Origin of the sequence: Roseibium limicola, from assembly GCF_017313085.1 — a bacterium.
Lineage (GTDB): Bacteria > Pseudomonadota > Alphaproteobacteria > Rhizobiales > Stappiaceae > Roseibium > Roseibium limicola.
In genome coordinates, this window is sequence record NZ_JAFLNF010000006.1 from 37178 (window position 1) to 61051 (window position 23874).

The 23874-nt window shown below is 59.4% G+C and carries 23 protein-coding genes; 10 read left to right on the forward strand and 13 right to left on the reverse strand.

Translation table 11 applies throughout. The features are described from left to right. Positions 1-56: 56 nt before the first annotated feature. The 13 genes from J0X15_RS13910 to J0X15_RS13970 all read right to left on the reverse strand — a co-directional run bounded on the left by J0X15_RS13910 (position 57) and on the right by J0X15_RS13970 (position 14102). On the reverse strand, positions 57-1481 hold the full coding sequence (locus tag J0X15_RS13910; protein WP_206941915.1) for an FAD-dependent oxidoreductase: 1425 nt from the start codon (positions 1479-1481) through the stop codon (positions 57-59). Between the two features lies 1 nt (position 1482). Continuing rightward, positions 1483-2097 carry a cysteine hydrolase family protein gene (locus tag J0X15_RS13915; protein WP_206941917.1) on the reverse strand — a complete coding sequence of 205 codons (615 nt, stop codon included), beginning with the start codon at positions 2095-2097 and terminating at the stop codon, positions 1483-1485. 4 nt (positions 2098-2101) lie between these two features. Continuing rightward, complete coding sequence (locus J0X15_RS13920) at positions 2102-4153, reverse strand: hydantoinase/oxoprolinase family protein (RefSeq protein WP_206941919.1); 2052 nt, start codon at positions 4151-4153, stop codon at positions 2102-2104. Beyond that, entirely contained in the window at positions 4150-5889 is a 1740-nt protein-coding gene (locus tag J0X15_RS13925; RefSeq protein ID WP_209015366.1) for a hydantoinase B/oxoprolinase family protein, read from the reverse strand. Before J0X15_RS13925 ends, J0X15_RS13920 begins: the two co-directional genes overlap by 4 nt. Next, on the reverse strand, positions 5886-6752 hold the full coding sequence (locus J0X15_RS13930) for an isocitrate lyase/PEP mutase family protein (protein ID WP_206941924.1): 867 nt from the start codon (positions 6750-6752) through the stop codon (positions 5886-5888). The genes J0X15_RS13925 and J0X15_RS13930 overlap by 4 nt, the downstream gene beginning before the upstream one ends. Continuing rightward, positions 6743-7255 (reverse strand): LeuD/DmdB family oxidoreductase small subunit, encoded by a 513-nt coding sequence (locus tag J0X15_RS13935; RefSeq protein ID WP_206941926.1) that lies wholly within the window; start codon positions 7253-7255, stop codon positions 6743-6745. Before J0X15_RS13935 ends, J0X15_RS13930 begins: the two co-directional genes overlap by 10 nt. Further along, positions 7252-8538, reverse strand: a complete 1287-nt coding sequence (locus J0X15_RS13940) for a 3-isopropylmalate dehydratase large subunit (RefSeq protein ID WP_206941928.1) — start codon at positions 8536-8538, stop codon at positions 7252-7254. Before J0X15_RS13940 ends, J0X15_RS13935 begins: the two co-directional genes overlap by 4 nt. Continuing rightward, entirely contained in the window at positions 8535-9239 is a 705-nt protein-coding gene (locus J0X15_RS13945; protein WP_206941930.1) for an ABC transporter ATP-binding protein, read from the reverse strand. The genes J0X15_RS13940 and J0X15_RS13945 overlap by 4 nt, the downstream gene beginning before the upstream one ends. After that, entirely contained in the window at positions 9232-10038 is an 807-nt protein-coding gene (locus tag J0X15_RS13950; RefSeq protein ID WP_231710424.1) for an ABC transporter ATP-binding protein, read from the reverse strand. The genes J0X15_RS13945 and J0X15_RS13950 overlap by 8 nt, the downstream gene beginning before the upstream one ends. Further along, positions 10031-11008, reverse strand: coding sequence for a branched-chain amino acid ABC transporter permease (locus J0X15_RS13955; RefSeq protein WP_206941932.1), 978 nt, complete (start codon positions 11006-11008; stop codon positions 10031-10033). The genes J0X15_RS13950 and J0X15_RS13955 overlap by 8 nt, the downstream gene beginning before the upstream one ends. 3 nt (positions 11009-11011) lie before the next feature. Then, the gene (locus tag J0X15_RS13960; RefSeq protein ID WP_206941934.1) at positions 11012-11884 is read right to left on the reverse strand and encodes a branched-chain amino acid ABC transporter permease; all 873 of its coding nucleotides are present in this window, start codon (positions 11882-11884) and stop codon (positions 11012-11014) included. Positions 11885-11954: 70 nt separating this feature from the next. Further along, entirely contained in the window at positions 11955-13190 is a 1236-nt protein-coding gene (locus tag J0X15_RS13965) for an ABC transporter substrate-binding protein (protein WP_206941936.1), read from the reverse strand. 66 nt (positions 13191-13256) lie between these two features. Then, positions 13257-14102, reverse strand: coding sequence for a GntR family transcriptional regulator (locus J0X15_RS13970; protein WP_206941938.1), 846 nt, complete (start codon positions 14100-14102; stop codon positions 13257-13259). 87 nt (positions 14103-14189) lie between these two features. Between J0X15_RS13970 and J0X15_RS13975 the strand changes: the two genes are divergently transcribed. The 10 genes from J0X15_RS13975 to J0X15_RS14020 all read left to right on the forward strand — a co-directional run bounded on the left by J0X15_RS13975 (position 14190) and on the right by J0X15_RS14020 (position 23870). After that, complete coding sequence (locus J0X15_RS13975) at positions 14190-14750, forward strand: tautomerase family protein (RefSeq protein ID WP_206941940.1); 561 nt, start codon at positions 14190-14192, stop codon at positions 14748-14750. 128 nt (positions 14751-14878) lie between these two features. Then, positions 14879-15598 carry a GntR family transcriptional regulator gene (locus J0X15_RS13980; protein WP_206941942.1) on the forward strand — a complete coding sequence of 240 codons (720 nt, stop codon included), beginning with the start codon at positions 14879-14881 and terminating at the stop codon, positions 15596-15598. Positions 15599-15858: 260 nt separating this feature from the next. After that, on the forward strand, positions 15859-16920 hold the full coding sequence (gene dctP, locus J0X15_RS13985) for a TRAP transporter substrate-binding protein DctP (RefSeq protein ID WP_206941944.1): 1062 nt from the start codon (positions 15859-15861) through the stop codon (positions 16918-16920). Positions 16921-16942: 22 nt separating this feature from the next. Further along, positions 16943-17458: a TRAP transporter small permease subunit gene (locus tag J0X15_RS13990; RefSeq protein ID WP_206941946.1), complete on the forward strand. Its 516-nt coding sequence runs from the start codon at positions 16943-16945 to the stop codon at positions 17456-17458. 4 nt (positions 17459-17462) lie between these two features. Next, positions 17463-18776: a TRAP transporter large permease gene (locus J0X15_RS13995; RefSeq protein ID WP_206941949.1), complete on the forward strand. Its 1314-nt coding sequence runs from the start codon at positions 17463-17465 to the stop codon at positions 18774-18776. Between the two features lie 102 nt (positions 18777-18878). After that, positions 18879-19838, forward strand: coding sequence for a dihydrodipicolinate synthase family protein (locus J0X15_RS14000; protein ID WP_206941951.1), 960 nt, complete (start codon positions 18879-18881; stop codon positions 19836-19838). Positions 19839-20259: 421 nt separating this feature from the next. Next, on the forward strand, positions 20260-21267 hold the full coding sequence (gene cysP, locus J0X15_RS14005; RefSeq protein WP_206941953.1) for a thiosulfate ABC transporter substrate-binding protein CysP: 1008 nt from the start codon (positions 20260-20262) through the stop codon (positions 21265-21267). Positions 21268-21347: 80 nt separating this feature from the next. Further along, positions 21348-22223, forward strand: coding sequence for a sulfate ABC transporter permease subunit CysT (gene cysT, locus J0X15_RS14010; protein WP_206941955.1), 876 nt, complete (start codon positions 21348-21350; stop codon positions 22221-22223). Position 22224: 1 nt separating this feature from the next. Continuing rightward, on the forward strand, positions 22225-23088 hold the full coding sequence (gene cysW / locus J0X15_RS14015) for a sulfate ABC transporter permease subunit CysW (RefSeq protein WP_206941957.1): 864 nt from the start codon (positions 22225-22227) through the stop codon (positions 23086-23088). Between the two features lie 29 nt (positions 23089-23117). Beyond that, complete coding sequence (locus tag J0X15_RS14020) at positions 23118-23870, forward strand: ABC transporter ATP-binding protein (RefSeq protein ID WP_206941967.1); 753 nt, start codon at positions 23118-23120, stop codon at positions 23868-23870. Positions 23871-23874: the final 4 nt, after the last annotated feature.

Genomic DNA, 23874 nt, shown 5'->3' on the forward strand with positions numbered 1-23874 from the left:
TTCTATGATCAGCTGATTTGCCTGCTTCTAGGACTTTTAGTCGCTGCTCTCGCCCCTCACGCCACCTTCGCACTGAACGTTCCGGCGAGATAGCCGAAGGCGATGGCGGTGAGGAGGCCGTTGCCGGAGAGGTAGCCGCTGACATCCGGGCCGGAAACGCCGCAGGCGGCCCCGCCCCCGGCAAACAGGTTAGCGAAGGGCTTGCCGGTTGCATCCAGCACACGCGCGGTTCTGTCAATCATCATGCCGCCCTGAGTGTGAAACAGCGCACCCGTTACTTTGACGGCGTAATAAGGAGGGGTCAGCCCGGTCTTGGTGCTGAAGTCCCGGCCATAAGGATCCGCTGAGGCTCCGCGCTGACAGGCCTCGACCTGTGTCAGCGTATCACGCAAGGGCTCCTCCGGCAGACTGGTGACCTGTGCCAGGCTGGTGAGGCTCTCTGCCTGGCGGATGGCCCCCGCGCCAACGGCGTCCTGATAATCCGGGAAGCTGAGGGCAAAGTCGTGACGGGTGCGATCGAAGATGTTCCAGGCAATGCCACCGGGCTGCTGCAGCACGTGCACCGCCTGTTCCGAATAGCCGCCGTGTTCATTGGAAAATCGTTGGCCAGACCCATTCACCTGAATGCCGCCTTCCATCATCAGGGCCCAGGAAATCAGGATGCCGTGCGGGTGGGCCAGGGAGCCGTGTCCCTGATAGCCACTGAGATGGCGTAAGTCGGCGCCGAGGGACACGCCCCACAAAAGGGCGTCGCCGGTGTTGCCTTCGTGACCGTAGTACAAGCCACCGGCGATCTCCGGGATGTGCTCGGCAACCAGAGCCCGGTTGCCGCCATAGCCGTTGCAGGCAAGGATCAACGCGGAACAGCCGAGGATTTCAACCTGTCCATCGGGCCTCGTAATTTCAACCGCTGTGATGCGGGTGCTGTCGTTGGCGTCGTTGCTGTCTGGTGCGACATAAAGCCGGGTAACCCGAGCTTCCGTGACAATCGGAATATCAGCATTTTCTGCAGCGGAGAGCAGCCGGGTCAGCAGGGCTGCGCCGGTTTTTTCCGGAACCGCATGCATGCGGTGGCGGCTGTGGCCGGGGTAAAGAAAGTCGTCGAGGACGACCCACTCCAGACCATGGGCATCCGCCAGCCATTCCAGCGCCGGACCAATGGTCTGACTGGCCAGACAGGTGAGGGTCGGCTCGGACTTGCCCTTGGATTTGGCCAGAAGATCGGCCTCAAACAGCTCGGGCGTATCGTCGTTGACACCAACAGCCTGCTGGAAGCGTGTGGCGGGCGCTGGAATGAACCCGGACGACATTGAGGTGGAGCCCGACGGCGAAGCGTCACGCTCAAGCACCAGGACATCGGCCCCGGCGGCTTTGGCCCTGAGGGCGGCAGTCAGCCCGCAGGCTCCGGCACCAATGACGACGACGTCCGCAGACGCATCGATTCGCGGTGGCACGTCGCTGCAAATCTCGCCCGCACTCATTTTACGCTCCGTTCACGAAGGCAGTCGCATCCGCACAGCTCATCACCTTGGAGACTGTTCTCAGATCACCGATCGCCCGGTCATGGGTCTCCTTGGAGAAGGCCGCACATCCATCAGAAAGAACGATGGTCTGGAAGTCGCGCACATGGGCGTCGCGCACGGTCGAGGCAACACCGCCGTTTGTAACGATGCCGCAGACGATCAGCGTGTCGATGCCTGCCTTTTTCAGGACCCATTCCAGCCGCGTCATGAAAAAGGCTGAATAGGCCACTTTCTCCACCGTCAGGTCAGCGGGCTGCAACAGATCGACCAGCTGGTGGCCCCAGGCGCCGGGGCAGAAGTCCCCCTTGGAGAGAAACGGGCGAAGCTCCTTCAGGTGGGGAGATATGAAAGGGGCACCGGCCTTTCCGGGCACCAGGGTGAATTGGGTGGAGATCACCCAACCTCCTTTGGCGCGCAAGGCATTGGCGACGGGCAGAACCCGTTCCGGCAGGGCCGTAATGTCTGTACTGGCCTGTCCGGCGCGGCCGTAGGCGCCCTTCGGGTCGAGAAAGTCGTTCTGCAGATCGACAATCAGCAGGCCTGTCCGGGACAGATCAATTTGAGCAAGATCCATTGGGTCACCTCACTGGCTTGATGATCAGGTTGCCGAAATGGTCCACTTCACCAGCCAGGCCGGGATCGACAAAGATAGTGGTATCGGACTGTTCCAAGAGAGCCGGACCATCGATGCGGGCGCCAATTTCTAGCGACAGCCGTTCATAGACGGTCGCCTCATGTGACTGCCCGTCGACATAGACCATGCGCTTGCCGAGAACGCACTCGGCGGCTGACTTTCCGTCAGTGGGAGCGAAGAGGGTCATATCGAGGCCTGGGCGACGACCGATGACGGCGATGCGGTAGTTCATCACGCGCATGGGGATACCGTCGAGCAGGCGCCCGAACTGAGCCTGATAGGCTTTTTCAAAAGCACCGCGAATGGCAGTCTCCGTCAAGTCGCCTTCGGGCATGGTCAGGGACACCGTGACCGTATGGGTCTGGCCGAGATACAGCATGTCCAGTTCAAACACCCGGTCGACACCGGCAAAGGAGACCCCGGCGGTTTCCAGCAGGGCTTCCGTTTCGCCGGCAACCTTTTCCATCTCGGTACCCAGAGCACCAGTGTCGATCTGGTCGAGCAGTTTGTTGACGGTCTGGACCTTGTCGTGACGCATGTCGGCAACAACGCAGCCAAGCGCCGAGGTGACGCCGGGAAACCGCGGGACGAGAGCGGAGCCAAGGCCGACTTCCTTGATCAGCGCACCTGTGTGCAGCGACCCGCCACCGCCGAAGGGCATGGCGGCGAATTGCGCCGGGTCATGGCCTTTTTCGATGGACACCAGACGAATGGCGCCAGCCATCTTGGCATTGGCGAGCTTGAGGATGGCTTCCGCCGCATCTTCGATGGTCAGTCCTAGCGGCGTGGCGATATGCGCCTCGATGGCTTTACGGGAAGCGTCGATGTCGAGCCGGTCGAGCTTGCCGCCGATGGGCCTGTCCGGGTTGATGCGGCCGAGGACGAGATTGGCATCGGTCACGGTCGGGCGGGTGTTACCGAGGCCGTAGCAGACCGGTCCGGGATCGGACCCGGCCGATTCAGGGCCGACCTGCAGCAGACCGGACTTGTCCACCCCGGCAATCGAGCCGCCACCTGCGCCAATCGTCGTGATCTCGATCATCGGCGTGCGCACGACCATGCCGAAGTCGATTGAGGTTTGTGCCGTGAGCGCTGCCTGGCCGCCGGCGACCAGCGACACGTCGAAGGAGGTGCCGCCCATGTCGCAGGTGATGATGTTGGGGAACCCGGCGGCGTCTGCAATCGCCGTTGCCGCGATGACGCCGGCAGCCGGACCGGAGAGCGCGGTGCGCACGGGATAGCGTTTGGCGGTGTCAATGGACATCACCCCGCCGTTCGACTGAACGATCAGAATGTCGCCGAGGAAGCCTTGTGCCTTCAGGCCATTCTCCAGCCGGTCCAGGTAGGACGCGACGGAGGGCTGGAGATAAGCATTCAGGGTTGCCGTGGACAGGCGTTCGAATTCGCGGATTTCCGGCAGGATTTCCGTTGCAGCCGTCACATAGGGGTTGGGCCAGACCGAGCGCACGGCTTCGACGGCGCGGCGCTCATTGTCGTTGTTGGCATAGCCGTTGATGAAGAAGATGCAGACCGCTTCGCAGCCGCTTTTCATCAGAAAATCGGCCTGAGCCTTGACCTCTGCCTCGTCCACCACCTGCAAAACGGAGCCGTCGGCCAGCACCCGTTCGCCGACCTCAACCCGGTCGGGGCGTTCCACGACGGGAGAAAAGCTGCCCTTCAGGCCCCATGTGGTCGGCCGGTCGCGCCGCCGCATTTCCAGAACGTCCTTGAAGCCTTCGGTGGTGATGATGCCGGTGCGGGCACCCTTGCGCTCCAGCAGGGCGTTGGTGCCGACCGTGGTGCCATGCACGACGGTGGAAATTTCGGCGAAGTTGTCGACCTTGGAGCTGATGCCCTCAATAAAGCCCTTTGACTGATCGCCGCGGGTGGAGGGAACCTTGGTGGTGGTGATGGTGCCGTTGGCCTCGTCCAGGATGAAGACGTCGGTGAAGGTTCCGCCGACGTCGACGCCGGTCACATATGCGGGTTTTTTCATTCTGCTGCCTCCTGGCGGCGCAAGTCTGCAGTTTTTGTCATGTCGATGGAGCCATCTGCCGTGAGCGCCACGCTGAAGTCGCGCGTTGCGGCCTCGGGCGTGATGTAGCCAAGGGCGAGGTCACGGGCGACCGCTTCCGGGTCGCGCAGGCGCGGGTCACCGTAGCCGCCACCACCGGGGGTTTCAAGCTTCAGCTTTTGGCCCCGCTCGATGTGGATGCCGATCATCTTGGAGGTCATGGGCGGAGTGTGATCGCCGTCGGCCTGCTCATAGGTGAAGCGGTTGAGGGCCGCGTCGCCGCCACCGAGAATTCCTTTCGGGGCATATTTGCCGCGCTCGCCAAACAGGAATACGTCGGCGTCCTGCTCCAACAGTTCGATCTCATAGGTTGCGCCGAGGCCGCCACGGGTGGTGCCCGGACCGCCACTGTCGGGACGCAAAGCCCATTGCGTGAAGCGGACCGGATAGGCGCTTTCGAGGATTTCCAGCGGCGGGATCGTCGCGGTGGAAATCGGTGCATTGCCGTGGTTGAGGCCGTCGCCGCCCGCATGAGCGCCGTGGCCACCGCCGAAGAAGGAGAACATCACCCAGCGCTTGCCATCGGCCCGGTGCCCGGCGAGCGACAAGGCGTTGATAGTGCCATAGGCAGGCGCCATGGCGTCTTTGGGAGCCAGCTGGGAAATCGCCTGAAAGACAACGTCGATCAACCGCATGATCGTCTCGGTGTAGCCACCGACCGGCTTGGGTGCCTTGACCGACAGAAGGCTGTCGTCATCAATCTTGAAGTCGACTGGCTCCAGTACGCCCGCATTGGCCGGCACATCGCCAAAGATGTGCTTTAGAGCCACATAGCAGGCGGCAATTGTCGTGGCGCGAGAGATGTTCACCGGTCCAGCGCAGGCCGGGGAGGAGCGGGTGAAATCCATCACCATGCGGCCGTTTTCGATGGTCAGATCAAGGGCGATCTTCAGCGGTTCGTCCTTGATGCCGTCATTGTCGAGGAAATCTTCGGCAGAGACAGTGCCCTCCGGCAAGCCGGAAATCTGGGCGCGCATCATGTCCGCAGCGCGTGATTTCAATTCGCCGAGGGAGTCCGCCAGTACCGCGTCACCATATTCATCGAGCAGCGCTTTCATGCGCTTTTCGCCCAGGTCGAGTGCGTTGATCTGGCCGTTGAGGTCACCATACAGCGACAACGGCAGACGCGAGTTCGCCGAGAGAATATCGACCACGTCGGAGCGGTACACGCCCTTGTCGTAGAGCTTTACCGGCGGGATCAGCATGCCTTCCTGGAAGCATTCGGTGGCGGCCGGGTTGTAGTTGCCCGGAACGTTGCCGCCGACGTCGTGCCAGTGGCCCACGGAGGCAAGGAAGCAGAACACCTTGCCATCGCGGAAGATCGGTTTGACCAGCCGGAAGTCCGACAGATGGGTGCCGCCGACATACGGATCATTGAAGATCCAGACGTCGCCTTCATTCAGTCCACCTTGAGCCGTTGCCTTGTCGATGACGGCTTTTACGGCAAAGGCCATGACGCCGACGAAAATAGGCAGGCCAGACTTGCCTTGCACCAATGTGTCGCCGGTTTGCGCGTCATAGATGCCATGGGAGGCGTCATGCGCCTCGGCGATGATCGGATTGAAGGCGGAGCGGAAAAGCGTCGCGTCCATCTCGTCGGCGATCTGCTCCAGACGGCCTTTGAGGATCGCAAGGGTTACAGGATCAATCGCCATCAGTTGGCCCCCTTGTCGTATTGGCGGCCTTTTTCGAGCAGCGCCGGTGTGCCGATCAGGTCGTTCAGTCCGGCGAAATCCAGCATCCGGTCGCGGAAGGCCTCGTTGGAACCTGCGGCCAGAAGGTTGGCGTAATAATCGCGGGCAGTGCAGGCCAATGCCCGAACGACGCCGCCAGGGAAAATGACAAAGCTGAAGCCGAGGGCCTCCAGCTCGGCGGCATTGACGATGGGCGTCTTGCCGCCTTCGACCATGTTGGCCATCAGCGGCACCCGACCGGCGAAGCGCGCGACGACTTCCTTCATCTGCTCCAGTGATTGCGGCGCCTCGATGAACAGCATGTCGGCTCCGGCCTCGATATAGGCTTCCGCACGCGCGACTGCAGCCTCAAATCCCTCGACGGCGATGGCGTCGGTGCGACCGATAATCATCGTCTCATCATTGGCGCGTGCATCACAGGCGGCACGGATTTTCCCTGCCATTTCCTCAAGCGCGATCAGAGACTTTCCGTCCAGGTGCCCGCAACGTTTGGGCATCGTCTGGTCTTCCAGCTGCAGGGCATTGGCGCCCATGCGCTCGAACGTCCGCACGGTGCGCTGAACATTCAGCGCATTGCCGAAGCCATTGTCCGCATCGACGATGATCGGCAGCTTGATGCGATCCCGCACAGTGGCAATGGTGTCGGCAACTTCCGACATGGATACCAGACCGATGTCTGGTCGGCCAAACCGCGTGTAGGCGATGGACGCACCGGAAAGATACACAGCCTCGGCACCGGATTGTTCGGCAATCAGCCCGGTCAGCGGGTCGTAAATACCGGGAGCCAACAGAATGGCTTTCTCCCCCAGGCGTTTTTTCAGGCACATTGTCCGTGCTCCTTGTTGCGCTCCTTGGAGAAGCGTTTTTTGAGATGCGGCACCAGCCCGCCATCGGCGAGCAGCACCTTCAAATTGTCAGGAAGGGGTTCCAGCTGGATCACTCGGCCTGTTTCGGTGAGGGTCAGCGTGCCCTGATCCAGATCGAGGCTGACGATGTCGCCGTCACTCAGTTCTGGAAGATCAGGGGCGATCAGAACGGGAAGTCCCAGATTGATGGCGTTGCGATAGAAGATACCTGCGAAAGATCGGGCGATCACTGCGGCAAGACCGAGGCGTTTCAGGGCCTCAGCCGCCTGTTCGCGAGAGGAACCCATGCCGAAATTCTTGCCCGCAACCAGGACGTCTCCGGCGGAAACAGAGCTGGCGAACGCGGGGCGAATGCCTTCCAGACAGTGGGCGGCAAGCTCTTCAATGCCGCCTTTCATGTATTGTCCAGGGGCGAGTTGATCCGTGTCGATATCGTCGCCAAATAGGAAAAGCCGTGAGCTCATGCGGCGATCTCCTCTTTCAGGAAGGGGCGCGGATCGGTGATGTATCCGGCAACCGCCGAAGCAGCGACTGTGAACGGCGAACCGAGCCAGACCTGTGATGAGGCAGCTCCCATTCGTCCCTTGAAATTGCGTGCCGTGGACGAAATGCAGGTAACGTCCTCGCCCAGCCGATGGGTGCCATAGCCGGCGCAGATACCGCAGGCATTCGGCAGGATCTTGGCGCCGGCGTCTTCCAGTATGCCGATGATACCGTCGTTGGCGGCGCGGGTTTGGTCCTGAACGGAAGATGGTGCCACCAGAAGCTCGACCCCGGAGGCAATCCGATTGCCCTTGATGATGGCGGCGGCGTTTCTCAGGTCTTCGTATTTCGCTCCGGTACAAGCGCCCAGATAGGCAACCTGAATGTTGGTTTTGGGGGCCTCATTGACCGGACCCGAGTTGGCCGGAGAGTGCGGCGCTGCGACCTGTGGCGTCAGGGTTGCCGCGTCAAACACATGACGGGCCATCAGGGGGGCATCGGCGTCGGTCTTCAGAGACCTCCAGTCAACGTCATCCAGTGCGGCTCCGGCCTGTTTGAGGAACGCCAGTGTCGTTTCGTCCGGGCCTATCAGACCTGCCTGTCCGCCCAGTTCCGCGGCCATGTTGGAAAGCGTCATGCGCTCTTGCATCGACAGCGCTGCAATGGCTTCGCCGGTATATTCGACCGCCTGATACTGGCCGCCGTCCATGCCCAGCTTGCCGCAGAGAGCCAGCATGATGTCCTTTGCGGTGACGCCGCGAGAGAGTTGGTTCTGCCATTCGATCAGAATGGTTTGCGGCACTTTCAACCAGATCTCGCCGGTTGCCAGAACGCCGGCCATTTCAGTCGCGCCGACACCGAACATGTAAGCACCAAAAGCCCCGCCTGTCGGTGAGTGACTATCGCCCCCGACGACAAGCATGCCCGGCTTCAGATGACCTTTTTCCGGTAGAACGACGTGGCAGATTCCTTCGCCGTCATGAAATGTGACCTGCCGCTGTTTGGCCCATTGTCGGGTGAGTTCAAGAATGCGCGCGCCTTCATCCGTATCTCCGGGGACGAAGTGATCGGAGATCAGCACGACCTTGTCCTTGTCGAAGAGACCAACGCCCAGATCCTGCAGGATCGGCTCGACCCGACGCGGGCCGCCGCTATCGTGGATCATCGCCAGATCGACCTGGCAGGTGATCACGTCACCGGGCGTCACATGATCCAGTCCAGCTGCTCGGGCGACAATCTTTTGTGCGAGTGTTGTGGCCATCATGACAGCCCCAGGTAGGAGCGTTTCAGCTCCGGATCATTCATCAGGTCTTTGGTTGGACCGGATAGTGAGATCTCGCCGTTTTCCATGACGAAGGCGCGGCTGGCGATTTCCATCGACTGCAGCACATTCTGCTCCACCAGAAGCACGGGCAAGCCATCGGCATTCAGCTGTCCGATCAGTGTGAACATCTCCTCCACCAGCAGCGGAGACAGCCCGATGGACGGTTCGTCCAGGATCAGAAGTTCCGGTTCGGCCATCATGCCGCGTCCGATGGCGAGCATCTGCTGTTCGCCTCCAGACAGGGTGCCGGCTTTTTGATCGAAGCGCTCCTTGAGACGCGGAAAAATCGCGGTGACCTTCTCGATGTTGCGCGCCCGATTTTTCTTGGCCCGACGATAGGCGCCCAGTTCCAGGTTTTCCCGGATGGTGAGGTTCGGGAAGATATGGCGCCCTTCGGGAACATGGATGAGCCCGCGTTCGACAATGGCTTCCGAGGATTGGCCGTTCAGCAGCTCACCCTGAAAGCGGATTTCTCCGGACCAGGGCTTCATCAGTCCGGAGAGGATGGAGCTGACCGTGGTCTTGCCGACACCATTGGAGCCGAGCAGAGCAACGATCTCGCCTGCTTCTATGTCAAAAGAAACCCCGCGCAGCACTTCGACAGCGCCGTATCCCCCTTTGAGGTTCTGGATCTCAAGCATTGTGCGCCTCCTCTTCGGCGGCTGATTGCGCGGCCATACGAGCCGCCATGCCCTTGCCGAGATAGGCTTCGATGACCTGCGGGTCTTGGACCACATCGCGCGGGACACCCTCTGCGATCAGCGTGCCCTGATTGAGCACCCAGGTGTATTCCGACAGGCTCATCACCGCCTGCATCACATGCTCGATGAGCAAGATCGTGATGCCGTCGTCCTTGAGGGACAGGATCACCGGGATGATGTCGCGGATCTCCGAAGGGTTAAGTCCGGCAAGCACCTCGTCAAACAGGATCAACTTCGGCTCGGTCGCTAGCGCTCTCGCCACTTCCAGTCGTTTGCGTCCGGCCACGGTCAGCGCTGCGGCATCCCGGTCCAACCGATCCCCAAGACCGACCTTGATGGCAACAGCCTCGGCCTTTTCCAGGGCTTGCCTGCGGGAACGGATGTTCAGATGAGCACCGACGGCGATGTTTTCGCGCACGGTCTGGCCACGGAATGGCTGCACGATCTGAAAGGTGCGGATCATGCCGCGTCTGGCGATATCCTGCGGGGCGAGGCCGGTGATTGTCTGACCCAGAAACGACACGCTGCCGCTGTCAGGTGTGTGAAAACCGGTGATCAGTGCAAACAGCGTTGTCTTACCGGCGCCATTCGGGCCGATAAGCGAGGTGATCTTGCCAGCCGGAACATCCAGACGGATGTCGTTGGAGGCCTTCAGTCCGCCAAAGCTCTTGGAGATGCCTTTGACTTCCAGCATCGGAGTTTGCGTTATTGGTTGTTGCGTATTGGCAGCATCAGCCATTGTTTTCCTCCTTCTTCTTGGACGCTGGGACACGGCCTGTCAGGGAGTTGATGAGGCCAGAAAGGCCGCGTGGCGAGAAGAGGATCACCAACACCAGGAGGATGCCGTAGAGCACAAGACTGGCCCCCGGCAGATCGCCGATAACGCTGCGTGTCACTTCGGACAGAGTGTGAAGGGCAATGGCTCCGAATAGCGGGCCAAACAATGTGCCCAGACCGCCAACGATCGGCACCAGCAAGCTCTCCACCGAGACAGAGGATCCATAGGCAATCGACGGGTCGAGGTAGAGGAAGTACTGGGCATAAAAGCACCCGGCGAGGCCGGAAAACAGGCCGGAGAGCAGGATCGCGCTCATCTTGACCTTGAACGGATCCACGCCGAGGGCCCGCGCGGCATCTTCATTGTCACGCACCGCCATCAACTGGGCGCCGAAGCGGGAGTTGCCAATCCACCAGACGGTGAGGAATGCAATAAAAGTGATTGCCAGAAGCAGCCAGAAGTAGCTGGCCTTGTCGACAAACTGCATGTTGGCCGCAGACGGGTTCAGCTCGATCAAGAGACCTACACCGGCGCCGGTGAAGGGGACGGAGTTGGACAGGATCCGCAGTACCTCGGCAAATGCCAGTGTGATCAGGGCAAAGTATGACCCCTTCAGCCCATAGCGGAATGTCGAGAAACCGATGAACGCGGCGACGAGCATGGCCAGCATGCCTCCGGCGACCAGGCCGACCCAGGGGTTGATGCCCAGCTGAACCTGCAGCACGGCGATGGTGTAGGCGCCCGTTCCGAAGAAGGCGGCATGGCCAAAGGAAAACTGGCCACCATAGCCGCCGAGGATGTTCCAGGCCTGCCCCAGTAGGGCGGCATAAAGCACCATGATGATGAGGTTCATCCACACGGCAGAGTGGATAAAGATGGGCGCAACGGCGAGAGCTGCGAAAAGCGCCACAAGAAGAGCGAGTTGTCTCATGGCTTACACCTTGTGTCCGAGCAGGCCGGTGGGCCGGAAGATGAGCACCACGATGAAGATGACGAAGATGCCGATCTGGCCGAGGCTTTCGCCGAGGAACAGCCCCCCAAGTGCCTCGACGACTCCGATGATCAGTCCGCCAAGAAGAGCGCCGACGAAGGAGCCCATGCCTCCGAGAACCACGATGGTGAAGGCCACCAGCACGAAGCCTTGTCCGACATGTGGACTGACGTAATAGGTGGGGAGCAGCAGACAGGCGGCAACGCCAAGGCAGGCGACGCCGAGACCGAAGCTCATGGCGAAGACATGGTTGGTGTTGATGCCGACCAGCCGTGCCCCCTTGGGTTCCTTGGCCAGCGCCCGGATGGCGCGGCCCAGGTCCGTCTTGTTGATCACCAGCCAGAAAAGCCCGGCCGTGACCACGGCGCCAATGAAGGCGTAGACCTTGGGCTGGGGAATGAAGGTGCCGAGGATTTCGAAAACCTCGAATGAGTAGGGCGTATCGATGATCCGTGTGTCGGACCTGAAGCCCATTAACGCCAGGTTCTCGATGATGATTGCCAGACCAAGCGTCACCAGAAGAATGTTTTCATCCCGACCATGGCTGGCCTTGGTGATGACGAGGCGCTGCAACGTGTAGCCGATAGCAAACATCACCGGTGGCACGATGAACAGCGCCACATAGGGATCTACCCCCAGCACGGTGTTCAGGAAATAGACGCCGTAGAGCGCCAGCATGAGCAGAGCGCCATGGGCGAAATTGATGATGTGGAGTACGCCGTAGATCAGGGTCAGCCCTAGGGCGACCAGGGCGTAGAGCGCACCTGTGGTTAGTCCGTTGAGAACGGACGGCAGAACAATCGCGAGATCTGGCATTTTGGACCGCACCCTGGAAGGCGCCGCCGGGCGGAGTTCACCCGGCGGTCGTTATTATGGTTTCAGACGGTTAGCCGTTCATCGGGAAGACGGTTTCGGCGGAAGCGAACTCCGAAGGGAAGATCACTTCGATATCGCCGTTCTGAACCTGGGTGTTGACCGGAGCGGCCCCCATGTTCTGGCCGTTTTCCATCTTTGTAGCCGCATAAGGCATGTAGGACATGTCCAGATTGGACCCGGCCAGCGCTTCGTTCACGGCCGCCTTGTCGGTGGTGCCGGCACGTTCGATGGCGTCGACCAGCCCGAGGACGGCGTTGTAGGCCAGGAACACCTCGTAGGTGTAAATCAGTCCCTTGGCTTCGGCTGCCGTCTTGCGCTGCATGGCAACTTCCGACTTCGGGTTGAACCAATGGTTACAATCCATGATCAGGTCGGCAGCTTCCGGAAATTCGTTGACGAACTTGTAGTTCGACGCTGCCCCGCCAAGCACGGAGTAGATGCCTTTGGCCTCGATACGCTGTTGGCGCATGGTGCGGGCCAGAAGCACATATTCGTTGTAGTAATTGGCTGGAATGATGAGGTCGGGTTGCTTGGACTTCAACTGCAGCACGATGTTGGTGAAGTCGCGTGTCGGGTTGGCGTGTTTGATCACGTCGACCACATCGATGCCGATGGACGGCAGGCGTTCGGACAGCAGGTTGGCTGTGCCGGTGCCGAAAACGGATTCCTCGTGGATGATCATGGCCGTTTTGGCCGGAGAGGAAGACGCCTGATTGATGGCATTCAGGTTGTCGACCGCGAAATTCGCGATGTTTCCGTAGCCGGGACCGAAGCGGAAAGTGTTTTCCAGTCCGCGAGACATAATGCTGTCGGATACACCTACATCCACCACATGCGGCGTGTTGGTCTTGGCGGCTTCCTGCGATGTCGCCAGAGAGATGGCAGAGGAGTAGCCGGCGACGATGCCTGCGACGCCTTCTTCCGCCATCTTGCCAACTTCACTGGCGCCGATTTCAGGCTTGCCCTGGCTGTCGGCAAGAACCGCTTCAACCTGAGCGCCACCCAGCGACTTGATGCCGCCGGCTGCGTTGATGTCGGCAATGGCCATCAAGGCACCTTCACGGCATTGGCTGCCGGAGAAGGCGATAAAGCCGGATACTGGATGAACCAGACCGATCTTTACCGGAGCTGCCTGCGCCCGCAGGACGGAGGGAAAGCCCGTGACGCCAAGGCCAAGAGCCGCGACGCCGGAGTTTTTCAGGAATTGACGACGACCGAGGCCGCCGGATTTCATAGTATCTGTCATTATGCAAAACCTCCCGATTTGGCCGTCTGCCGACGGCATCGGATTGACCCGGTGTTCCCCTAGCTTTTATCCGCCGCCGGCCGGGATCGGAGCGGAGCTTGTTGTTGTCCATCGCGCATCGCCATCTTCCGTGACTCGACGCATGGACAATTCGAAATGGTAGAGATCTGGCCGGTAGAGGGCGCGGATGTACTCCACTGGACGCTCCGACCGGTCGCGCACAACGCGGCGTACCTCAATCAGCGGGTTGCCCGGATGGGTCTCCAGCGCCGCGGCGATTTCGCCATCGGCCAGTGTTGCGGTGATTGTCTGCTGTGCGGCGTCGACGGCAACCCCAGCGCGCTCCAAAAGGCGCAAAAGCGGGATGCGGTTCAGCTCATCATGATCATATTGTCGGCCGATGTCGGCCGGTACATAGGTGATCAGGTAGGACATGGGCTCGCCGTTGAGGCGGCGGACGCGCACAGCGCGCTGCACTTCATCGCCCGGATTGACTTCCAGTGCGTGGGCGATGTCATCGCTGGCCGGCACATAGCTGAAGTCCAGAACCGATGCCTCGGTTGCCAGGCCCATGAGTGAGACATTTTCCAGCCAGCCTTCAATCGAAGATGTCACAGCGGGGGAAGGCGGGCGCTTCAGAACGCGTGTTCCTCGGCCGCGCTCACGGATCACCAGACCAGCGTCTGCCAGCTCGTTGAGGGCGCGTTTGGCGGTGATGCGGGAGACGCCGAACTCGGTAGAGAGATCCAGCTCGCTTGGCACGAGATGACCTTCGCTGAGGTCGCCACCGTAGATCCGGTTGCGCAGGATCAGGAAGATCTGGTGATAAAGCGGCACCGGACCGGAGGAGGTCAGTCGGGCGCTTTGAGGGCGCTCGCTGCGGGCTTTCTCCAGATTGGTGGGCTCAACCATTGGAAATGTCTCCTTATTCAAATTAAATAGTATATCAATATGCCATTATGTCAATTAAGGCGGTTTGAGAAAAATCGGAGGGATGTCATGCCGGTGGTTCGAGTGTTGTTGATCGAGGGATATGGTGCCGAAGTACGGCGCAGATTAGGGCGAGTCCTGACAGATGCGGTTCGTCTGGTAATCGATGCGCCGAAAGACGTGATCATCGTCGCGACGGAAGAAGTGAAGCCGGACAACTACATGCGCGGGGGTCTCACCAAACAGCCTGGCGCTGCGGTGGCGGATCCGGTGGAGATTGTTCGCAGTTTTCTGTCGGCAATGGAAAACCGCGATCTTGCGCGAGCTCGGCACTTTTTATCTGACGACATGGAGATGAGCTTTCCGGGCGGCGTCCGGTTTGAAAACCTCAATGAAATGGTTGCCTGGAGCAGGACCCGCTACAGCACGATCACCAAGACGTTCGAGGGTTTCGATGTCTGCATGGGAGAGAACGGGCCTGTTGTCTTTTGTCGCGGCTTTCTCTCCGGCGGCTGGGTCGACGGTCAAGCCTTCTCGGGCATTCGCTTCGTCGATCGCTTCGAACTCTCCCATAATCTCATCTGCCGCCAGTCCGTCTGGAACGACTTGTCGGAATGCCTCCGCGGTTGATGCTTTCTGGCGGATAGGAGAGCTGAGTGGACCGGGGGATGCAGATGGACTAGGTATCGCTATCTGTCGACACGTTGTGTCTTGACGGGACTTCAGCAAGCAAAATGCAGGAACAGCGAGTTATTCAAATGGTGACTAAGGGTCCGGAGCCTGAAACCGTCGTGTCGAAGCCACGCAGAGGGCAGGGCGCCTCTACCGTCCTGGAAATCCTGCGCAGTGAAATCCTCGAACTGAAACTCGCGCCGGGCGCGCCCATTGACGAGTCCGACCTATCCCAACGCTTCGGCATGTCCCGGACCCCGATCCGCGAGGCATTGATCAAGCTGGCGAATGACGGTCTGGTCGTGACGCTACCGAACCGGTCGACCATTGTCGCGCCTCTGGATTTGCTGGAGCTGCCGAGTTTCTATGATGCGCTGACTCTGATGTACCGGGTGACTACACGCCTCGCCGCTCGCCATCGCACGGCGGAAAATGTCGTGGTCATCCGCCAGCTTCAAGATCGATATGCCGAAGCGGTCGCAGCCAAGGATGTGGCAGAGATGATCGAGGTGAATCGGCATTTTCACTCCCAGATTGCCCGGGCGGGCCGCAACAAATATTATAGCGATCTGTTCGAGCGGCTGCTCGACGAGGGGCGCCGCCTGCTGCGTTTCTACTACTCCTCCTTCAATGACGAGTTGCCGAAAGCCTTTCTCGATGAACATGAACAGATGATCCGTGCCATCGAGGTGGGGGATGTGGACGCCGCCGACCGGATCTCCAAGCAGCACGCGGATCAGATCGTGCGGCAGATTCAGAGTTACATTGTCGATGACCGTCGCTTGAATGCCGATATTCAACTCTGAAAGCCTCTTCCATCAGGCAGGGCATTTGAGCTGTCGCCGTCTCCGATGGAGCAAAGCCCGGATCTTCCGGGCTTTTTTATGGCTGAATGGTCAAATCTGCCAGAAAATCCGGCTAATCGATTCTTGTATTTTCTTTGTCGACAACAAAAATATTATGAGCTAGCTTTATCAGGTCAAAAGTTTCCCGCCTGTCGCTTTCCGGCATGCGGGCCTTCCGGAAAGCGAGCGCATAAAACCAGCGCCAATGACAGGAGAAAGCCATGTTTGATCGGTTGAAGGCATGGGGGCTTGCCGCCTCACTGCTCACCGCGGCGATGCCCGCCGTGGCACAGGAAGTGACCTGGCAGGTCCCGACTTCCGTGCCTGAAGGGTCGCCATTTTACATTAACTTCCTTGAGCGGTTCGCGGACAATGTCGATGTTTTGACTCAGGGTCGAGTTGAAATTGAGCCGTTTGGCGCCGGTGTGCTTGTGCCGGCCCTACAGGTTTATGACGGCGTGAAGGACGGTATCATTCAGGCCGGACATTCCACCCCGAGCTACCGGGTTAATCAGGACCCGATCAACGCCATTTTCGCCGGCTTCCCGGGCGGTATGGGTCCTGAAGCCTATATCACCTGGATCTACGAAGAAGGCGGCAAGGAAGCGCTTTACGACCTGCGCGCCAAGGAAGGCTTCAAGAGCCTCGTTGTCGGCATCGGATCGTCCGAAATCATGGCGCACTCCAATGTTCCGGTAAAAACCGCTGCAGATCTGAAGGGTCTGAAGTACCGCACATCTGGCCCGTGGGCCGAAGTCATGCGCGAATATTTCGGCGCTGTGCCGACGGTTGTTCCGCCAGGAGAAATCTACACGCTTCTGCAGCGGAAGGGCGTGGACCTGATCGAATGGGGTCCGCCGTCAGGCAATCTCCCGGAGGGTTTCCATGAGGCAGCAAAGTACATCATCGTGCCCGGCGTTCACCAGCCGACCTTCCTGTGGGAAGTCGTTCTGAAGCAGGAGACCTGGGATGCAGTCGCAGATGATCTGAAGCCATTGATCGAGACGGCTGCAGAGCTGACCACCATGCAAGGCCTGCTGCACTTCTACGCTGAAGATGTGAAGGCGCTGGAAACCTACAGCAAAGGCAAGAACGAGATCATCACGTTGGATGCGGCGTTTATCGACGAGCTTTCAGCAGCCGGTAAAGACTGGATCTCCAAGAAGTCGGAAGCGGAAAAGGAAGCTGGAAAGCCGGAAATGGCAGCCCTTCTCGCCGATTACAACACCTTCATGGATCGCTGGTCTGCCGAAAGCAGCTATCTGATCCGGAACCAGAACTGATCCTGGAAGGGAGGTGGCCATCATGACCGGCATTTTCACCGCGGTTGATACGTTCTCAAGGATCCTTTCGAGGGTCGCAGAGGCTGTGGCTCTCATTTTGGTCGCCTCGATGATCTACGAAGTTGCGGCGCGCTATGTCTTTAGCGCGCCGACAATCTGGGCCTTCGACATCTCTTACATGTGCACCGGCACTCTCTTCGTGCTGGGGGCGGCCTACGCTCTGCGAGAAGATGCTCATGTGCGCATCGACTTCCTGGCGCAGAAGCTGCCGGTGCGGTTCCGCCAGGTCATGGAGGGGACAGTTTTCGTTGCGCTGCTCGCACCGATCTACGGCGGCCTGTCTTGGTTTGCGGTAAAGCGCGCCTGGCGTGCCTTCACGACGGCGGAAGTTGAAATGGTCAGTCCCTGGGCGCCCTTGATGTGGCCCTTCTATGGGCTTCTGGCGCTCGGTCTGATCGCCTTCACGCTGCAAATCTTCGTTCACGGCCTGCGCATCTTTGCCGGCAACCAAAAAGCCGATTTCGAGCTGAAGGCCTGATCCGATGTCTGTTGCCGCCCTTATGTTTCCGCTGCTGTTTCTGTTTGTTCTGGCCGGTATTCCCATTGCTCTTTCGCTGACTATCGTGTCGGCCGGCGCTGGGCTTCTGGCTTTCGGGCCGAACGTCTTCGGCCAGCTCTATGGCTCGTTTTATTCGGCTGCGACCAACTTCATTCTTGCTGCCATCCCGATGTTCGTACTGATGGGCGCGGTCCTTGAGCGCTCGGGCATTGCCGAGCGTCTGTTCAAGGTGATGCAGATCTGGCTTGGTCGACTGCCTGGCGGCCTGGCCGTCGCGACCATTGCCATGGGCGCGGTTTTTGCGGCTGCTGCCGGCGTGGTGGGGGCCGTGGAGGTCATGATCGGGATGATGGCCATTCCGGCGATGCAGCGGTTTCGCTATTCCAACAGCCTGATCTCGGGCACCATCTGCGCTGGCGGCTCGCTGGGCACGATGATCCCGCCTTCCGTCATTGCGGTGATGTATGCCTCGTTGGCGCAAATGTCTGTTGGCGAGTTGCTGGCCGGCATGATGCTGCCGGGTCTGGTGATGGTCCTGCTCTTCATTGCCTACCTGATGGTCCACGGTACGCTGTGGCCGCCCGAGCGCACGGAACTGCAGGACGAAATTGAAGATATTTCGCTGGCTGAGAAGCTCCGGCTGACCATCACGTCGCTGGTGCCGATCGTCGCGCTGATTTTCGCTGTGCTCGGTTCGTTGCTGGCAGGAGTTGCCTCACCGACCGAGGCTGCCTCCGTAGGGGCCGTTGGCGCTCTGCTTCTCTGTGTTGCCTACGGCAGGTTTTCAGTCACGATGCTGCGGGAATCTCTGCAGATTACCGTGCGGATCTCGGCGATGATCCTGCTGATCGTCGCGGCTGGAACCATGTTCATGGGCACTTTCGCCGCCAATGGCGGGTCACGCCTCATTCGTTCCTCTGTCGAAGCGGTCGGCATGGGGGATGCAGGGATCATCATCTTCTTCCTGCTGATTGTCTTCCTGCTCGGCTTCGTGTTGGACTGGACAGCCAACGTGCTGATCTGCGTGCCGCTGTTCACACCGATCATTCGCCAGACCGGCATTGATCCGGTGTGGTTCGGAACGATGGTCATCATTGTGATCCAGACAAGTTATCTGACCCCGCCGATGGCCTCCTCGATCTTCTATCTCAAATCCATCGCACCGCCTGACATGACCTACGGTCAGATGTGCCGGGGCGTGGTGCCTTTCATCATCCTGCAGATTTTAACCCTGGCACTGGTGGCTTTCTATCCGCCTCTGTCGACCTGGCTGCCGGATCAGATTGTCGGCTTCTAGCGTCGACGAACATTCCCCATCGGACTCAAATGGATTGCCGGACGTCAGGCTCACTAGAATGCCTCAACCACAAAAGCCGGCACTTGTTTTAAGGAAATACCCATGGCTGATACGACTTTTACCGGCTGCATGCCGGCTCTTATGACCCCGTGCAAGGCTGACCGGACCCCGGACTTCGACGCTCTCGTGAAGAAGGGCAAGGCGCTCATCGCGAGCGGCATGTCTGCAGTGATCTATTGCGGCTCCATGGGTGACTGGCCGCTTTTGACGGACGATGAGCGCAAGGAAGGCGTTGCGCGTCTGGTTGCTGCCGGCGTTCCGACCATCGTCGGCACCGGTGCCATCAACACCAAGAGCGCTGTCAGCCTGGCCACTCATGCTGCCGAAGTCGGCGCCAATGGCCTGATGGTGATCCCGCGGGTTCTGTCGCGTGGCTCGTCCGCAACTGCACAGAAAGCCCATTTCAAGGCAGTTCTTTCGGCTGCTCCGGACCTGCCAGCGGTCATCTACAACAGTCCTTACTATGGCTTCGCCACCCGCGCAGACCTGTTTTTTGAACTGCGTGCGGCCCATCCGAACCTGATTGGTTTCAAGGAGTTCGGCGGCGCTTCAGATCTGCGCTACGCGGCTGAAAACATCACCTCCCAGAGCGACGACGTGACCCTGATGATTGGGGTCGACACCAACGTCTTCCATGGGTTCGTCAATTGTGGCGCGACGGGTGCGATCACCGGCATCGGCAACGCGTTGCCAAAAGAGGTGCTGCACCTGACGGCGCTGTGCAAACTGGCAGCCGCAGGCAACGCAGAAGCCCGGATCAAGGCCAAGGAACTGGACGAAGCCCTGCATGTGCTCTCGACCTTTGATGAAGGCCCGGATCTGGTACTGTTTTACAAGCACCTGATGGTTCTGACCGGCGATGCCGAATATGCGCTGCATTTCAACGAGGAAGATTTCCTCACCGACGCACAGCGGAACTATCTTGAAGCACAGTTCTCCCTGTTCCAGACCTGGTACAGCACATGGAGCAAACAGTCGGGCGTCGTCTCCCAGACAGTTTGACTTCAGCCCAGCCCCATCGACTGCTGAAGGTCAGATAATGACGCCCCAGCCGTGACCTTTCTGGTGTTGCCTTAACACCAGAAAGGTCACGGCTTTTTTTACGTGCGAGCGCTCCGAAGACGGTTTGTGAGCCCAAGAGGTTATGCCGCATCTCGCTGATTTTCCGTTCTCCGATCGGCCAGCTTCGAAAGATGAATATTCCCCCGGCATGCCGGTGAAATGGAAAATGCGACCTCGTTCCGGCTGAGCATTCCAATAGAGTCAGGTGGAATGTCGGGCCTGATTTCTCTGGCCCGCACCGAAATCCGCTGGAATGATTTGTTTGAAAGAGTTCAGGAATTCAGAAGAATAATTCTTGAATATAATACTCAAGATATGCAAATCAGATCCCACGATTAAAACTGGATCGATTGGATACCCAATGAAAAAGATCGTTCTCGCCGCATTCGGCGCAGCCCTTCTCCTTGGTGCAGGCGCACCTGCGCGCGCAGAAGAGCCGACTGAAATTCTCAATGTCTCCTACGATATTGCGCGCGAACTCTATGCCACCATCAATCCGAAGTTCATCGAGCATTGGAAAGAAACCTCCGGCAAGGAGATCGACATCAAGCAGTCCCACGCCGGCTCCTCCAAGCAGGCTCGTGCGATCATGCAGGGTCTGAAGGCCGATTTGGTGACTTTCAATCAGGTTCTCGATGTGCAGATCCTGGCTGACAAGGGCTTTGTCTCGGAAAACTGGCAGAAGGATCTGCCGAACAACGCGTCACCCTACTACTCGCTGCCGGCATTCCTGGTGCGCAAAGACAATCCGAAGGACATCAAGGATTGGGATGACCTGGTTCGCGAAGACGTCAAGCTGGTTTTCCCGAACCCGAAGACCTCCGGCAACGCGCGTTACACATATCTGGCGGCTTATGCCTATGCTCTGGAAAAGAACGGTGGCGACGACGAAGCCGCTCGTGAATTCGTCGGCAAACTGTTGAAGAACGTTGCTGTCTTTGACACAGGCGGACGTGGCTCGACGACGACCTTTGTCGAACGTGAAATCGGCGATGTGCTGATTACCTTTGAGGCTGAAGTCGAGAACATCCGCACGCAATATGGCAAAGACGACTATCAGCGCGTGGTTCCGTCAGTCTCTCTGCTGGCGGAGTTCCCGGTTGCCGTCGTCGAAAAGGTCGCCAAGCAGCGCGGTTCCCTTGACGTGTCCAAAGCCTACCTTGACTACCTGTATTCCAAGGAAGGTCAGGAAATCATCGTGTCCTTCAACAACCGGGTTCACAACGAAGAAGTGAAGGCCGCCAATGCCGATCGCTTCCCCGATGTGCGCCTTGTGACTGTCGAAGACGTATTCGGCAGCTGGGCTGAGGCCAAGGAAACACATTTTTCCGACGGTGGCGTTCTGGACCAGGTGTTCAACGCACGCTAAGAGCGATGTGATTGAAGAAAACGGCCCGGCGGTTGACGATCGCCGGGCCATTTGTTCGTTTTGAGACCGGAGCACATGCCATGACGACAGTCCTGTCCAGCGGTCCCGTGCCGAGCGGGCCAACACGGCGCGGCGCTGCGCGCGTGCTGCCCGGTTTCGGGCTGACCCTCGGCATCAGCCTGTTGTTTGTGGCTCTGATCATTCTGCTGCCGCTTTCCGGACTGGCTTGGCAGATGTCGCAACTCGGCTTTTCAGACTATCTGCGCATTATCAGCTCTGAGCGCACACTGGCGGCCTTTCGGGTAACGCTGTCAGCTGCGGCGCTGGCAACCATCTTCAATGCCTGCTTCGGTTTGCTGTTGGCCTGGGTGCTGGTGCGCTATGAGTTTCCCGGAAAACGCCTGCTCGACGCACTCGTCGATTTGCCCTTCGCCTTGCCGACGGCCGTCGCCGGTATTTCGCTCGTGGCGCTATACGACAAGAGCGGCTGGATGGGCACATTGCTCGACGGCATGGGTCTGAAGGTGGCTTACACCTGGTGGGGCATTGCCCTGGCCATGGTGTTCACCTCCGTGCCTTTCGGCGTTCGAACCGTGCAGCCGGTGATGGAGAGTCTTTCTCACGATATTGAGGAAGCGGCCCGTACACTTGGTGCTCGCGACTGGCAGGTGTTCCGCCACATTGTCTTCCCGCAACTTTGGCCAAGTTTCATCACCGGGGCGTCTCTGGCCTTTGCCCGCTCGCTGGGGGAATTTGGCGCGGTGATCTTCATCGCCGGCAACATGCCGTTTGAAACGGAGATCGCCTCGCTGCTGATCATGATCCGACTTGAAGAATACGATTTTCCGGCAGCGAGTGCCATCGCGGGAACTGTTCTGGCCATTGCCCTGTTCGTGCTGATCCTGGCCAACCTGGCGCAGGGGCGTGCCTCCCGCCACTTGAACGGAGGGGCGTGATATGGCGTCCGGAACTCTGCCATCGGTTGCTGAGCACCCGCAGGTCACCGCCTTCAAACGCCGGCAGAAGGTCAAGCGCGGGGCGCTGGTTCTGATCGCCCTGGCCTTCTCGGCGCTGGTCATGGGCGTGCCTGTCGCGGCGATCTTCGCGCGGGCTTTTCAGGAAGGGGTGGCTGTCTATTGGACCAACATCGTTGAGCCTGACACCCTTTATGCCATCTGGCTTACGGTGCTGACCGCACTCATCGTGCTGCCGATCAACATTGTCTATGGCGTCGCCGTGGCCTGGCTGATCACCCGGTACAGGTTTCCCGGCCGCCGGGTTTTACTCACGATCATTGAGCTGCCGTTCTCCATCTCGCCGATTGTCGCGGGCCTTTGTTACCTGCTGATCTACGGCGGCACGAGCGTCATCGGCTCCTGGGCGGATGAATGGAACATCCAGCTCATGTTCAATCTGACGGGGATCGTGCTGGTGTCGCTCTTTGTCACCTGTCCCTTTGTCGCGCGGGAGTTGATCCCGCTGATGCAGGTCTCCGGCAAGGATCAGGAAGAGGCAGCTCTGACCCTGGGCGCCACCGGTTGGCAGACGTTCCGCCATGTAACCCTGCCGAACATCCGTTGGGCGTTGCTCTATGGAGCGATCCTCGCCAATGCCCGTGTGATGGGTGAATTCGGAGCTGTCAGCGTTGTCTCCGGCAATATTCGCGGCGAGACCATGACGCTGCCCCTGCAGGTTCAACTGCTTTACGACGACTACAACGCCACCGGCGCCTTCGCAGCGGCGACGGTTCTCACCCTGATTGCGGTCATCACGCTGGTGCTGCGCTCTCTCATCGAAGCGCGTCATCCGCACCGGCATTGACGTTCAAGCAAAAACTGGAGCCCATGACCATGGCGCTGCATATAGAAGACATCACGAAGTTCTACGGCACTAACCAGGTGCTCGACCAGGTCAACCTGTCAATGCAAGATGGCGAGTTTATCGCGCTTCTCGGGCCCTCGGGATCCGGCAAGACAAGCCTTTTGCGGATCATCGCCGGGCTGCAGTTTGCCGATGGCGGGCGACTGTCATTTGACGGTGAGGACATCACCGGTGTAGACGCCCGGCTTCGGCGCTTCGGCATGGTGTTTCAGTCCTATGCCTTGTTTGAACACATGAGTGTCGTTGACAACGTTGCTTTCGGCCTGAAAATGCGGCCACGTGCGAACCGTCCGAACAAGGGCGAGATCAGCGATCGGGTCCGGAAACTTCTGGACATGGCGGAAATCTCCGAACTGGGCGAACGCTTTCCGAGCCAGCTGTCCGGCGGTCAACGCCAGCGCGTTGCCTTGACCCGCGCCCTGGCCATTGAGCCGCGTCTGCTTCTGCTGGACGAGCCATTCAGCGCGTTGGACACCAAAGTACGCAAAGGGCTGCGCGGGGCGCTGCGCGACCTGCAGAAGAAGGTCGGCATAGGTGCCATTCTGGTTACTCACGATCAGGAAGAAGCTTTCGAGATTGCCGATCGGATCGCCATCATGGCCGATGGCAAGATCCAGCAGTTCGACACGCCGAACAATCTGCTGCGTTCACCGGCAACGCCATTCGTGTCCGAGTTTCTGGAAGGCATGGGATCTTATCATGCCGCTGGCGCCGGAATCTGATCAG

Bases quoted from the DNA above. Each gene is read 5' to 3' on its own strand.
- J0X15_RS13910 (WP_206941915.1), bottom strand. From the start codon at position 1,481: ATGAGTGCGGGCGAGATTTGCAGCGACGTGCCACCGCGAATCGATGCG.
- J0X15_RS13915 (WP_206941917.1), bottom strand. From the start codon at position 2,097: ATGGATCTTGCTCAAATTGATCTGTCCCGGACAGGCCTGCTGATTGTC.
- J0X15_RS13920 (WP_206941919.1), bottom strand. From the start codon at position 4,153: ATGAAAAAACCCGCATATGTGACCGGCGTCGACGTCGGCGGAACCTTC.
- J0X15_RS13930 (WP_206941924.1), bottom strand. From the start codon at position 6,752: ATGTGCCTGAAAAAACGCCTGGGGGAGAAAGCCATTCTGTTGGCTCCC.
- J0X15_RS13935 (WP_206941926.1), bottom strand. From the start codon at position 7,255: ATGAGCTCACGGCTTTTCCTATTTGGCGACGATATCGACACGGATCAA.
- J0X15_RS13940 (WP_206941928.1), bottom strand. From the start codon at position 8,538: ATGATGGCCACAACACTCGCACAAAAGATTGTCGCCCGAGCAGCTGGA.
- J0X15_RS13945 (WP_206941930.1), bottom strand. From the start codon at position 9,239: ATGCTTGAGATCCAGAACCTCAAAGGGGGATACGGCGCTGTCGAAGTG.
- J0X15_RS13950 (WP_231710424.1), bottom strand. From the start codon at position 10,038: ATGGCTGATGCTGCCAATACGCAACAACCAATAACGCAAACTCCGATG.
- J0X15_RS13955 (WP_206941932.1), bottom strand. From the start codon at position 11,008: ATGAGACAACTCGCTCTTCTTGTGGCGCTTTTCGCAGCTCTCGCCGTT.
- J0X15_RS13960 (WP_206941934.1), bottom strand. From the start codon at position 11,884: ATGCCAGATCTCGCGATTGTTCTGCCGTCCGTTCTCAACGGACTAACC.
- J0X15_RS13965 (WP_206941936.1), bottom strand. From the start codon at position 13,190: ATGACAGATACTATGAAATCCGGCGGCCTCGGTCGTCGTCAATTCCTG.
- J0X15_RS13970 (WP_206941938.1), bottom strand. From the start codon at position 14,102: ATGGTTGAGCCCACCAATCTGGAGAAAGCCCGCAGCGAGCGCCCTCAA.
- J0X15_RS13975 (WP_206941940.1), top strand. From the start codon at position 14,190: ATGCCGGTGGTTCGAGTGTTGTTGATCGAGGGATATGGTGCCGAAGTA.
- J0X15_RS13980 (WP_206941942.1), top strand. From the start codon at position 14,879: ATGGTGACTAAGGGTCCGGAGCCTGAAACCGTCGTGTCGAAGCCACGC.
- dctP (WP_206941944.1), top strand. From the start codon at position 15,859: ATGTTTGATCGGTTGAAGGCATGGGGGCTTGCCGCCTCACTGCTCACC.
- J0X15_RS13990 (WP_206941946.1), top strand. From the start codon at position 16,943: ATGACCGGCATTTTCACCGCGGTTGATACGTTCTCAAGGATCCTTTCG.
- J0X15_RS13995 (WP_206941949.1), top strand. From the start codon at position 17,463: ATGTCTGTTGCCGCCCTTATGTTTCCGCTGCTGTTTCTGTTTGTTCTG.
- J0X15_RS14000 (WP_206941951.1), top strand. From the start codon at position 18,879: ATGGCTGATACGACTTTTACCGGCTGCATGCCGGCTCTTATGACCCCG.
- cysP (WP_206941953.1), top strand. From the start codon at position 20,260: ATGAAAAAGATCGTTCTCGCCGCATTCGGCGCAGCCCTTCTCCTTGGT.
- cysT (WP_206941955.1), top strand. From the start codon at position 21,348: ATGACGACAGTCCTGTCCAGCGGTCCCGTGCCGAGCGGGCCAACACGG.
- cysW (WP_206941957.1), top strand. From the start codon at position 22,225: ATGGCGTCCGGAACTCTGCCATCGGTTGCTGAGCACCCGCAGGTCACC.
- J0X15_RS14020 (WP_206941967.1), top strand. From the start codon at position 23,118: ATGGCGCTGCATATAGAAGACATCACGAAGTTCTACGGCACTAACCAG.